At 33.1% G+C, this 12,542-nt stretch carries 15 protein-coding genes; 11 read left to right on the forward strand and 4 right to left on the reverse strand.

The window, feature by feature from the left end; genetic code table 11:
- Positions 1-16: 16 nt before the first annotated feature.
- Positions 17-475: a YkyB family protein gene (locus tag JFU54_RS11815; RefSeq protein ID WP_002014827.1), complete on the reverse strand. Its 459-nt coding sequence runs from the start codon at positions 473-475 to the stop codon at positions 17-19.
- 141 nt (positions 476-616) lie between these two features.
- On the opposite strand from JFU54_RS11815, the gene JFU54_RS11820 reads away from it, so the two are divergent.
- On the forward strand, positions 617-2,191 hold the full coding sequence (locus JFU54_RS11820; protein WP_201064502.1) for a Ppx/GppA family phosphatase: 1,575 nt from the start codon (positions 617-619) through the stop codon (positions 2,189-2,191).
- Between the two features lie 108 nt (positions 2,192-2,299).
- Positions 2,300-4,408: a polyphosphate kinase gene (locus JFU54_RS11825; RefSeq protein WP_002014829.1), complete on the forward strand. Its 2,109-nt coding sequence runs from the start codon at positions 2,300-2,302 to the stop codon at positions 4,406-4,408.
- Between the two features lie 166 nt (positions 4,409-4,574).
- Here the strand turns inward: JFU54_RS11825 and JFU54_RS11830 are convergent, their stop codons facing one another.
- Together JFU54_RS11830 and JFU54_RS11835 are read right to left on the reverse strand one after the other, a co-directional pair.
- Entirely contained in the window at positions 4,575-4,811 is a 237-nt protein-coding gene (locus tag JFU54_RS11830; RefSeq protein ID WP_002014830.1) for a hypothetical protein, read from the reverse strand.
- A 97-nt stretch (positions 4,812-4,908) separates the two neighbouring features.
- A complete protein-coding gene (locus JFU54_RS11835) occupies positions 4,909-5,766 on the reverse strand; it encodes a metallophosphoesterase (RefSeq protein WP_002033825.1) in 858 nt (285 codons plus the stop codon).
- Between the two features lie 195 nt (positions 5,767-5,961).
- Between JFU54_RS11835 and fadH the strand changes: the two genes are divergently transcribed.
- The 3 genes from fadH (at position 5,962) to JFU54_RS11850 (ending at position 8,871) form a co-directional block, all read left to right on the forward strand.
- Entirely contained in the window at positions 5,962-6,726 is a 765-nt protein-coding gene (fadH, locus tag JFU54_RS11840; RefSeq protein WP_002142976.1) for a 2,4-dienoyl-CoA reductase, read from the forward strand.
- A 255-nt stretch (positions 6,727-6,981) separates the two neighbouring features.
- The gene (locus JFU54_RS11845) at positions 6,982-8,199 is read left to right on the forward strand and encodes an EAL domain-containing protein (RefSeq protein WP_002033827.1); all 1,218 of its coding nucleotides are present in this window, start codon (positions 6,982-6,984) and stop codon (positions 8,197-8,199) included.
- Between the two features lie 183 nt (positions 8,200-8,382).
- Complete coding sequence (locus JFU54_RS11850) at positions 8,383-8,871, forward strand: DUF3993 domain-containing protein (protein ID WP_002014834.1); 489 nt, start codon at positions 8,383-8,385, stop codon at positions 8,869-8,871.
- Between the two features lie 25 nt (positions 8,872-8,896).
- Here JFU54_RS11850 and JFU54_RS11855 read toward each other — a convergent pair whose 3' ends face one another.
- Positions 8,897-9,133: a glutaredoxin domain-containing protein gene (locus tag JFU54_RS11855; RefSeq protein ID WP_002014835.1), complete on the reverse strand. Its 237-nt coding sequence runs from the start codon at positions 9,131-9,133 to the stop codon at positions 8,897-8,899.
- A gap of 232 nt (positions 9,134-9,365) precedes the next feature.
- Between JFU54_RS11855 and JFU54_RS11860 the strand changes: the two genes are divergently transcribed.
- The 6 genes from JFU54_RS11860 (at position 9,366) to JFU54_RS11885 (ending at position 12,524) form a co-directional block, all read left to right on the forward strand.
- Positions 9,366-9,602 carry a YkuJ family protein gene (locus tag JFU54_RS11860; RefSeq protein ID WP_000055151.1) on the forward strand — a complete coding sequence of 79 codons (237 nt, stop codon included), beginning with the start codon at positions 9,366-9,368 and terminating at the stop codon, positions 9,600-9,602.
- 185 nt (positions 9,603-9,787) lie between these two features.
- A complete protein-coding gene (locus tag JFU54_RS11865) occupies positions 9,788-9,937 on the forward strand; it encodes a hypothetical protein (RefSeq protein WP_002033828.1) in 150 nt (49 codons plus the stop codon).
- A 74-nt stretch (positions 9,938-10,011) separates the two neighbouring features.
- On the forward strand, positions 10,012-10,530 hold the full coding sequence (locus JFU54_RS11870; RefSeq protein WP_002033829.1) for a ribonuclease H-like YkuK family protein: 519 nt from the start codon (positions 10,012-10,014) through the stop codon (positions 10,528-10,530).
- A gap of 127 nt (positions 10,531-10,657) precedes the next feature.
- Positions 10,658-10,849, forward strand: a complete 192-nt coding sequence (gene abbA, locus JFU54_RS11875; protein WP_088040066.1) for an antirepressor AbbA — start codon at positions 10,658-10,660, stop codon at positions 10,847-10,849.
- Positions 10,850-11,018: 169 nt separating this feature from the next.
- Positions 11,019-11,462: a cyclic-di-AMP-binding protein CbpB gene (gene cbpB / locus JFU54_RS11880; RefSeq protein WP_002066926.1), complete on the forward strand. Its 444-nt coding sequence runs from the start codon at positions 11,019-11,021 to the stop codon at positions 11,460-11,462.
- 177 nt (positions 11,463-11,639) lie between these two features.
- Positions 11,640-12,524, forward strand: a complete 885-nt coding sequence (locus tag JFU54_RS11885; protein WP_002014840.1) for a transcriptional regulator CcpC — start codon at positions 11,640-11,642, stop codon at positions 12,522-12,524.
- Positions 12,525-12,542 lie beyond the last annotated feature (18 nt).

A 12,542-nucleotide genomic window follows, 5' to 3' on the forward strand; every position in this document is an offset into this window, starting at 1 on the left:
ATTAGGCCAAACTGTTTTATTTTTTTGTATAGGTACGGCTATACCATGGAACTGGTTCGCTTAATTTTTTTTCTTGTTTTAATGCTTCAGGACCAATATAATCTTGAAGTGTTTTTTTTGCTATTGTTAAAGATAAGGTTGTTTTCGGATTTCGATAGGAGGATTCAAGGTGACCAAGATGCGGTAGGGTGCGAAAATCATCTTTCGTAGGAGGGATATGGAAAAAATAATCACCTAAACGTATAAGAACATCGGATTGTTGTTGACTAAAACGTGGATTTCTAGAAAAGTGTAATCCTTCTTTGATAGCCTTTTTTTCAGTAATTAAGCGTTCTAAAGCAGTCTTTTTTAACCAATATAAGTACTTAGGGTTAGTTGCAGCTTTAGCATGACGATTCACAACGAAAATAGATTGAGCTAGTCTATTAATAGAATGTTGATTATGCAATGGAGATTGTGGTTGTGAAGGTTTCATATTGACTCTCCTTTCAATTTTTCCTTATTATAGCATAAATAAAATGGGTTTTTATTATATGCAAAAAGTAATTGTATATATTTTCAATATTAAAGCAATATTGTTATAAAAAACAACTATTTTGTATAATAGTGATAGAATATGTTTCAGAAATTTGATAATGAAAGAGTGAGAAGTTTGAAAGAAATATTAAAATTACAATATGCCATTATAGATATTGGATCTAATACAATGCGTTTAGTTATTTATGAAAAGCAAAATGGAGGCTTTTATAAAGAAATTGAAAATACGAAAGTGGTTGCTCGGTTAAGAAATTATTTAATCGCTGGTGTTTTGAATGAAGAAGGTAAAGAAGTATTGTTACAAACATTATTTCAATTTCAAGAAAGTACAAAATTCCATCAGTTGCATCATGTACTTTGTGTTGCAACGGCAACAATTAGACAGGCTGAGAATCAAGAGGAGATTAAAAAACTTGTTGAAGGACAAACAGACTTTACTCTTAGAGTATTATCAGAATATGAGGAAGCACGTTACGGCTATTTAGCAGTTATGAATTCTACTTCGTTTTCGGAAGGAATAACAGTAGATATTGGTGGCGGAAGTACGGAAGTTACATATATTAAAAATAGAGAGATTTTAGAGTACCATAGTTTTCCTTTTGGTGCGCTTTCTTTAAAACATCTATTTATTAAAGGTGATATTCCTACTAAAGATGAATTAGAGGAAATTCGAGAGTATTTAGAGTGTCAATTTCGAACGTTACCATGGTTAATTGATAAGAAATTGCCTCTTATTGCAATTGGTGGTAGTGCGAGAAACTTAGCGAAAATCCACCAAAATTTAACAAACTATCCTATAGCGGGAGTACATTTATACAAAATGAAAGAAGAAGATATTGAAAATGTAAAAGGTGCATTGGAAAAACAATCGTTTATCGAACTTCAGAAAATGGAAGGATTGGCAAAAGATCGAGCTGATACAATTATTCCAGCGGTTGAAGTATTTCATAAACTTGTAAATATTATAGAAGCAACGGCATTTGTATTAAGCAAAAAAGGATTAAGAGAAGGTGTTTTCTATGAAGAGTTGACGAAAGATTTAGGAATTTCATATTATCCGAATGTAGTTGAAGAAAGCTTACATTTGTTATCACACGAATATGAAATGGATATGGAATTTGTCATTCAACTTATTAAACATGGAAGATTGATTTGTAAACAACTCGAAGAAATGAGACTGATTTCTGTTTCAATAAAAGACTGGGAAGCATTCCATCAAGCAGCGAAAGTATTTAATATTGGAAAATATATAGACGAAGAAGCGAGTCGTTTACACACGTTTTATTTATTGGCAAATAAAACAATTGACGGCATGATGCATAAAGATCGAGTGAGGTTAGCGCTTATTGCATCTTATAAATCAAAAATGCTATTTAAACAACATTTATCTCCATTTGAAGGTTGGTTTGATAAAAGCGAACAAAAAAAAATCCGCCTATTAGGCGCTGTTTTACAATTTTCAGCTGCTTTAAATGTAAGACAAAGATCGCTTGTTGATACGATATCCATAACAGAAAATAAAGAAGGATTAACGTTTAGAATTTTATGTGAGCAATCGGCATTAGCAGAAAAAGTACAAGCTGAAAAACAAAAAAAGCAGCTAGAAAGAGTATTGAAAACAAATATTCACTTATCATTTGAATCAAAACGTTAAGTTGTACGGATGTCTTTACAGAAAATTAACACTTTGGAATATTGTAATTTGATAAAATGAAAGTAACTAAATTATAGTGAAAAAGTTTCAAAGGGAAGTGTGAAGAGAATGGAATTGCTAAAGGGGAATTTAGTAAATTTAAATGATACAGCGTATTATAATAATCGTGAATTAAGCTGGCTAGCATTTAATGAACGTGTACTACAAGAAGCGCAAGATGAAAATAATCCACTATTAGAAAGACTAAAGTTTATTAGTATTTTTAGTTCGAATTTAGATGAATTTTTTATGGTGCGCGTAGCAGGTTTGAAAGATCAAGTAAGTGCGGGATTTAATCAGCCAGAAAATAAAGCAGGTTTAACACCAAAGAAACAGTTAAATAAGATTGCGATAAAATCGCATGAGTTAATGACTGTGCAGTATGAAACGTTTAAAAATTATGTATTGCCAGCGCTTGAACTAGAGGGGATTGAGCGTTTAACATTCCATGATTTGACGAAAGAGCAAAGGGAATTTATCGAGGAGTATTTTGATGAACAAATATTTCCGGTTTTAACCCCTGTATCTATTGATGCGTATCGTCCATTTCCAATGTTATTAAATAAAAGTTTGAATTTAGCTACTATTTTATATGATGAGCAACAGGCTGAGGAAGAAAATCGTACGAAGTTAGGAATTGTACAAGTGCCTTCATTACTGGAGCGTTTCATATTTTTACCGAGTGAAGGGCAAAAACATAAATTTATTTTATTAGAAGATGTAATTAGTGGTTTTACTCATAAACTATTCACAGGATATAACGTATCGCCTGTTACTCGTTTCCGTATTACACGTAATGCGGATTTAACGATCCATGAAGAAGGTGCACGCGATTTATTAAAAGTAATTGAAAAAGAATTGAAAAAGCGTAAGTGGGGAGCTGCCGTTCGTTTAGAAGTTGGTAAAGAACACATTGATGAAAGAGTGTTAGCGTTATTGTATGATGTGTTAGAAGTAAAAGATGAAGATGTGTACATGATGGATGGACCGTTAGATTTAACATGTTTATTCTCCTTATATAAAAAATTAGCGCCTTTATATGAACATCTAGTATATCCGGCTCTTATTCCTCAACCTCCTCAAGATTTAGGTGATGAGGAAGATGTATTTGAAAAAGCGATAGAACATGATATTTTATTACACCATCCCTTTGAGTCGTTTCAGCCAGTCGTTGATTTTGTCCGTGATGCGGCAGATGACTCGAATGTACTTGCGATTAAACAAACATTATATCGTGTAAGTGGAGATTCTCCAATAATTCAGGCGCTGAAGGTAGCAGCTGAAAAAGGAAAACAAGTGACGGTATTGGTTGAGTTAAAGGCAAGGTTTGATGAAGAGAATAATGTTCATTGGGCTAAAGAATTGGAACAGGCCGGATGTCACGTTATTTACGGAGTAAGTCACTTGAAAACGCATAGTAAAATTACGTTAGTTGTAAGAAGAAGAAACGGAAAAATTGAAAGGTTTGTACATCTTGGAACCGGAAATTATAATGATGCAACAGCGAAGTTGTATACCGATTTTGGATATATTACATCGCGAAAAGACTTTGGTGTAGATGCAACAAATTTCTTTAATTATTTGAGTGGTTATACAAAAAAACCGCATTTTCATCATTTATCTGTTGCCCCGTTTGATATAAGAGAGCAGTTTATGGAGTTAATAGATGAGGAAATCCGTTATCATAGACAATATGGAAATGGATATATTATCGCTAAAATGAATTCGTTAACAGATAAACCGTTAATAAAAAAAATGTATGAAGCATCACAAGCTGGAGTAAGGGTAGAGCTCATCGTTAGAGGGACATGTTGTTTAAGACCTGGGATTCCAAATGTAAGTGAAAATATTCGTGTAGTTAGTGTTGTTGGAAGATATTTAGAGCATAGTCGTATTTATTATTTCCATCATAATGGAGATGAAAAAATATATTTATCTTCAGCTGATTTGATGACGCGAAATATGGAAAAACGAGTAGAAATATCCTTCCCAATTTTAGATATTGAAATGAAAGCGAGAATAAAGGCAATTTTACAGCTGGTTTTGGCTGATAATGTGAAAACACGTGAACAAAATAAAGATGGTGACTATTATTATATAATTAATAGTAGTATAGAAGAAATTGATAGCCAAGTGAATTTATTTAAGATGGCGTATCAAAATACAGACGCTGAATAGTGTGAAAAAAGTAAAAACCTCTTATTGAATTTAAGAGGTTTTTACTTTTTTTCTCTACTCATATATTCTCAAAATGGAAGGATGAGTAGAGAGAATAGTTTTTATTATAGGCGTGTGATGAGTCGGTTCGTTGAGAGAAAAACATTAGAAGAATGGTTGGTTTAAATTAATAATAGTATGGTTGTTGACAAGGCCCTCCGTAACAAGGAAAAGGTGCTGGTGGTGGGAAAGGCGGTGGATAAGGCGGATAAAACGGTCTAGGCCCGAAAGCTAATGCTCCGCCTAGCAGTCCGCCAGCAATTCCAGCTAGAAATGGAACACCGAAAAATGGAAAGAAGCGTGAGTCGCCTGCTGGGCCAAAAGGTGCTGAACGAACTGGGATCGGTTGATAATATGGATACATGAACAAACCTCCTTTACTGGACTCATTTTTATCATATGGTGGACCAAGCGTGGATGAGCGCGTACAAGGAAGGATATGTAAGGAAATAGGCGAATTGTTACGAATGTTGTAGGATGAAGAGTGTGATTTCAGGTTTTGACATAAAGCGGAATGGGACACGTGTTCTTCCAATACCTCGATTGACATAGAGAGTCAAACCTTGAATGTTATAGAAACCTTCAATATATTCTTTTGCAAGCGACGGAGTAATAATAGCACCTAAAAAAGGAATTTGTACTTGTCCGCCATGGCTATGACCAGAAAGTTGAAGATTGATTGGATATGTAGCGATTTGTGGCGCGATATCTGGTTCGTGAACGAGAACAATTGTATAAATATTTTGTTTTGCATGTTGTAAAGTTTCCGCTATTTTTGGTTTACCCAGTAGCATATCATCGAGTCCGAAAATAGAAATTTCACTATTATCCAGTAAACGAATTCGCTTTTCGCTATTTAGCAAAAGTTCAAATCCAGATTCGCGCATGATGTGATCATAGTATTCAGTTCCATATCCGCCATGGTCGTGGTTACCATAAATAGAAAATTTACCGAAGGGTGCCTGTATATTCTTTAAAATGGATGCAACAAAAGAAGCCTCGGTATATGTTTGGTAATCATCAATGAGATCACCAGTAAAAAGGACAATATCTGGCTTTTCAGCATTAATCTTGGAAACGATTTGAGATAAATGTTGGAGAGAGAAATAGTATCCTAGATGTAAATCGCTAAATTGAAGGATCTTCATACCATGAAAACCTTTTGGTATGAGCGGTGATTTAAGTGTGTGTTGCGTAAAAGAAAGCAAATAGGGCTCTATATATTTAGCATAATAATAGCCGATACTTGCGGTTATAAATGAATATAGACAAGTGCGTATTCCAGATTTTAAAAAATTTCTTCTTGTAATTTTCTTCATATACAGGTTACTCGAACCTCCCTTCAGTTTTTTTAAAATATATTTTAAATACTAAAAAAGTAGTATAGATTACGAAAAAAATGAACGAAAAGAAACCTCTTTACGTTAAAAAATCAGAAAAATTGAAAAATATAAAGATTTCTATCAAATAAAGTGATAAAATGAATGTGTATTCATTTTTTGGAGGGGATGTATGTGAAAGAGAAGGTAGTTATTATAACAGGTGGATCAAGTGGAATGGGAAAAGGGATGGCGATACGTTTTGCGAAAGAAGGGGCACGTGTTGTTATTACAGGGCGTACAAAAGAAAAGCTAGAAGAAGCAAAGTTAGAAATTGAACAGTTTCCAGGCCAAGTATTATCTGTACAAATGGATGTACGAAATACTGATGATATTCAAAAAATGATTGAACATATTGATGAGAAGTTTGGACGAATTGATATTTTAATAAATAATGCAGCTGGAAACTTTATTTGTCCAGCAGAGGACTTATCTGTGAATGGCTGGAATTCGGTAATTAATATTGTATTAAATGGTACATTTTATTGTAGTCAGGCTATTGGGAAATATTGGATTGAAAAAGGTATAAAAGGAAATATTATTAACATGGTGGCAACTTATGCATGGGATGCAGGCCCAGGGGTTATCCATTCGGCGGCAGCTAAAGCTGGTGTATTAGCGATGACAAAAACTCTTGCTGTTGAGTGGGGACGTAAATATGGAATACGAGTTAACGCTATCGCACCAGGACCAATTGAACGTACAGGTGGTGCCGATAAATTATGGATTTCAGAAGAAATGGCTAAGCGTACAATACAAAGTGTCCCACTTGGTAGGCTGGGGACACCAGAAGAAATTGCGGGTCTAGCTTATTATTTATGTTCAGATGAAGCTGCATACATAAATGGAACTTGTATGACAATGGATGGTGGCCAGCATTTGCATCAATATCCATTTTAAAAGGATGAAAAAAACGAATGATTTATTCATTTCTTTGTGGTAAAATATGACGAAAATGTGACACTTAAAAGAAATGTGTTTACAAGAGGGGATATATACGTTATATTTAAGACCTCTTTTTTCTTCATAGTAGAATTGCTAATTCCCCTTAGCATTTTACCCCTCTAATCCCTTCAGGAAAACTGAAGGGATTTTTTATTATTTTTCCGTAAATATCGTGTTATAATTTTTGAAAAGTAAAGGGAGGGAAGCACGTTGATAGATGCATTAGATGTAATGAGTAACTTGGATAAAGTCCTTCCTTATTATCAAGCTATTTTTAGTGCTGATGAGCATACAATAATTGGATATGAAGTTGTAGGACGAATTCAAACAGAAGAGGGCATACAAAGTTTAGCATCTTTCTTCCATGATGATTCTATTCCGAGTGAGTTCCAACTTGAAGCGGATAACATCATCGTAGAAAAAGCGTTAAATAGGTATTTAGAAACGGATCAAAAATTATTATTATTTATACATCGGAATGCTAATGTATTAATGAATGATGAAGATGAAAGTTTACTTCAACTTTTGCTGATGTATGAAGAACAAGGTTTGAACTTACAACGCATTGTTCTGGAAATAACAGAACATGAATGTAAAGAAGATATAGAACAATTTAATCATTTACTCATGTATTATCGTACATATGGTATTCAAATTTCGATTAATAAAGTCGGAACGGGTACAAGTAATTTAGAGCGTATTAGCGTGTTAGCACCGGATATTTTAAAAGTAGATTTAACAAATTTAAGGCAAACTGCACTTTTACAATCTTATCAAGATATTTTATATTCCTTATCTTTACTTGCTAGAAGAATTGGTGCGACATTGTTATATGAAGAAATTGATGCTTTTTATCAACTACAATATGCTTGGAAAAACGGTGGTAGGTATTATCAAGGTAATTATTTGAAAGAATGTTTACCTGATTTTATTGAAACGAATGTTTTAAAAGAGCGACTTGGTAATGAATGTCATCAATTTATTCTGCATGAGAAGAAGAAGTTGCAAAAAATTTATAATTTAACAGAGATGTTACGTGATCGAATTGGTGATGTTCTGTCAAAACAAAAAAAGAATGAAGATATAAATGATTGGTTATTACAATTTAGCCAAAGCATATCACAATATAGTTTTCGGATATTTATTTGTAATGAAGATGGTTTTCAACAATCGGGTAATATTATGAAAAAAGATGGTGGATGGATCATTATGCCAGAGTATTATATGAAGAACTGGAGCTGGCGCCCTTATTTTCTAGAAAATATAATGAAAATGCGTTTTGAGAATAAGGCAAGACTTTCAGATTTATATGCTGATATCGAAACTGGTGAAATGGTACGAACATTTTCATTCCCGATTGATGATGAAAACTTTTTATTTATAGATTTATCGTACGAATATTTATATGAAGAAGATGTTTTATTTTAATGCACGAAGAGATTCGTGTATTTTTTTGTTTGTTTTTATCATAAATTGGTAATAGTGAAAATGATGATGAAAATGCTGTCTATCGTTGTAAAGATTTTACGAACGAAATCATCCCTTTCTTTGCATAATCATTGTTACAATGAATACTACAAAGACAAGCTCTTTTAAAAGGAAGGTGAAAAAATGAAGAAATATGGAATATGGTTTGTTCTATTTATATGTGTTGCCTTTCTAGTTGGCTATAGTGTCACAACTGTTTTAGGAAAAGAAGAAGTGAAAGTGGATCGGAAAGAAGTGTTTACAACGATACAAAAAGGTTATGAGACGCAATTTTCAATCCGCGGGAAGCAAATACCTATGAATAAGATGATAGAGACGTTATCACCATATTTTACAAATAATTTCCTTCAAGTTTTTACAGATGAAAACAGTAGAAATGAAAAACAAAGTGGTGAATATTTACTTCCAGCAAAAGAAGCTCCGTTTTCTTTTAATTCAGAAACAAAAATGTCTTATGATGAAGAACATAAAAATTTATATGTCTATGAGCGGACAAAGAGTGGACAATATCAAATTGTGACATTGCAAAAGGATAATGGAAAATGGAAATTAGCAGGGTATCATGAAAGTCAGGAACTGTTGACTGAAATAAAAAGGTTACAACAATTATGAGAATAGGAATAGGTGTCGCCTATTCCTATTCTATACCGAGTAGCTGTTGCAATTTTTCAATTTGAAAACCTGCCACAACTTCTTCGTCAATTACAACTGTTGGAGTTGAATAGGATTCATAGTCATATAAAAGACGATTGCGTGCAGCAGCGTCTTTTTTTATGTCAAATTCTTCATATACAACGTTATTATGTTTTAAAAATTCTTTTACAATGGTACAAGGCGGACAATCAGGTTGTGTATAAACCTCAATTTTTTTCATTGTAATTCCTCCCTTTTTCTGTTGTTTATTATATTCTGCCAGTATAAAAAGCGCAATAAAGAAGTAAAAAGATGATCTTTCATCTTTTTACTTCTTATTTCGACAAATTTTAGTTGAGTTTCTGGCCAAGAACCTTTATCCTAGATTGTGGAACGTTTTTTCTGTTATGACGGATAGAATGAGTATAGCTGTAAAACCTATTGGTAGGAAGATCAGAGAAAGGAGAGATTTCATGTCTCTACTCCAAGGAATTTTAACTCGACTTGTTAGTCTACAAGAACAAGCTGAAAGCGGTGAAGTAGCACAACGCTATTTTGAAGTGAACGGTGAGCGCAAATGTAGCGTGAAATTTTTCGATAAAAGTGAAATGTATGAGTTAGAAGTGTATCAACAAGGTGAAAAACCTCAAGTGTATCAATTCGATAACATCGATATGGTTGCAATTGAGATTTACGATATCATTTCTTGATACATATAAAAAAGGTACTGCCAAATGGCGGTACCTTTTTTAGTTATATTAATTAATGGGCTATATAGGTAGTAGAAGTTGTAATTTAAGTCGCGATTAAATAAAAGAGTTTTTACAAATGTATATGTATAGGAATTTTTTATTTTTCCTACAATGATAGTAAATATTAATAGGAGGTGCAAAGGATGGAACGCTTACCGATTGTTATTTGTCCTAATTGTCACAGTCATGCTGAAATTAATCACGTATTAACCGCCCAGTCTAATCAAAATGTAATATATACATGTAGATTTTGTAATTATGTAATTCGAAATATTGAAACGAATAAAGGGTAGTAAGTTATAATTTTTGTTTTTGTCCCATACAATGAGAATACGAAAAGTCTGTCTAATTGAAAGGACGTGACTATGTGGACGGTGAGCATACATTTTATAATGTTTCAGAGAGACATTTGAATTTTGATATGGTATTTAACCGTATTTGTAGTTTCATTGAAAAGGATCCGCGAAATTTATATCGATTATCTATTGGGACAGACTCACAAGCGCATCAAAAGGATACGAGGTTTATTACAGCGATACATATTCATCGTGTTGGAAAAGGAGCATGGGGATGTTTGCATCATAAATCAGTGAAAAATAAGCCAGCAACGTTGCGAGAGAAAATATATTTAGAAACACAGTTTAGTCAAGAAATCGCCTATCTATTTACTCCCAATCATATACAAGCGATATGGGATTTATTGCACCCATACGCTCAAGATGGAGCAGGATTCATAATGGAAATTCATTTAGATATCGGGAATGATGGTTTAACAAAAGAATTTATTTTAGATATGACGATGAAAATTCAAGCAATGGGATTAACAGCAAAAATTAAACCAGATGCTTATGCGGCATTTAGTTATGCAAACAGATATACGAAATAATGTGAAATGATGTCTATATATTCGCAGTCGTTAAGTATTTCTAACAAAAACTGAATATTACATCTGTTAAATAGACTGAAAAATTTATATAATGAGAGTGATGATGCGAGTGCAAGGAGAGGAGCATATGGAAAAGGAATTTGTTTTAACAAGAGAAGAAGAAAATTTATTGTTGGATATTCTGTTTCAGCAAAATTACGCGAGCGAAATTTTAGCGGTGGAGCTTACAGACATTGAGAATGGTTTAAAACAGACAGATGTGACGCAATATAAAAAAATCACAAGATTGTTTTACCGATTAAAAAATAAAGGGTTTTAAGCACTACCGGAATGGTAGTCTTTTTTTTATGTTATATGCTAAAATAGTTATGTATTTTTATTTTTATTAGAAGAATGTCAGGACAAAATAATAATATGAAAACGCTATCATAAAATGTGAATAGGATCGGAGAATATTAGCAGGAAAAAGGGAAAATGGGGGATGTAACATGATTAGTATTCCGAAAGACGAGTTTCAACAAATTCTTGTGAAGGATTTAATGATTTCATCAGATAAAGTAGCACATGTACAAATAGGGAATGGTCTAGAACATGCTTTACTCGTTCTTGTGAAATCTGGATATTCGGCGATTCCTGTTTTAGACCCTATGTATAAATTACATGGGTTAATTAGTACTGCTATGATTTTAGATGGTATTTTAGGATTAGAGCGCATTGAGTTTGAAAGACTTGAGAATATGAAAGTGGAACAAGTGATGAAGGAAGAGATTCCAGTTCTTATGTTAGAAGATTCTTTTGCAAAAGCTTTAGAAATGACAATTGATCATCCTTTTATTTGCGCTGTCAATGAAGAAGGTTACTTCGAGGGTATTTTAACACGGCGGGCTATTTTAAAATTGTTGAATAAAAAAGTGAGACAGCATAATCGATAACGTAGGGAAAGTGACTTCACAGAAAAGGCGAAGTCACTTTTTTTCGTGCATATCAGTTGTGTATGTATTATATTTAAAAAGACATAAAGCATAAGAAAAGTTTGAACTAACAAACCGTTCTAATGTATAAAAGTATGCAATTAAATTAAGGATGAAATATTTATTAAAATTAGGTGTATGGAAGCTAAGGAAAGAGGGAGAAAGTTGCAAATTGATGATTTTCAAATGATGGTTGTGTTAGCTCAGGAATCAAATATGAGAAAAGCGGCGGAACGTTTATTTGTTTCCCAACCTGCGCTTAGTCAACGATTACAATCTATGGAGAAACAATGGGGAATGAAATTTTTTATTCGTTCACAAAAAGGATTAACAATTACACCTGAAGGGGAAAAAGTTGCAAATTATGCAAAAGAAATGTTACAACGGGAAGAGGGTATTAAAAGTGAACTGGCTCTTTTTAGAACCGAAACATACGGTACGTTAAAAATAGCTGTTGCATCAGTCATTGGGCAATATTGGCTTCCACCTGTTTTGAAAAAATTTGTGCATAAGTATCCTTCTGTGAAGATATCTCTGTTTACTGGCTGGAGTAGTGAAGTGCAAAAGCAATTTTATGAAGGAGACGTTCATGTTGCTATACTGAGAGGATCACAAGAATACAAAGGGCAGAAACAACAATTATTTGAAGATGAATTATATTTAGTTGATAAAGAAATAAAAGATATTTCGATGTTAAAAGAGACAAATAGACCATTTATTCAATTTAAAAGTGATTCGACCTACTATGGACAAATACAAAATTGGTGGTATGGATTATTTTCAAATCCACCTAAGCGAACGATTGTAGTTGACCAAATTGAAACGTGCAAACAGCTTGTTTTAAATGGAATAGGCTATGCTCTTTTACCTTCGACTGTTTTAAAAGAAGTGCAGGAAAATATGTATAAAACACCTGTTCAATTAACGAGAGAAACATGGTTATTGACGAGTGACTCTGCAAGGCAGTTGAAGCAAGTACAAGCATTTTTAGAAATTATAGAAGAAATTCAAATGGAAAAATAAGATTATTGTCTTGCTACT

It is taken from the genome of Bacillus sp. TH19 (assembly GCF_016651075.1).
Lineage (GTDB): Bacteria > Bacillota > Bacilli > Bacillales > Bacillaceae_G > Bacillus_A > Bacillus_A mycoides.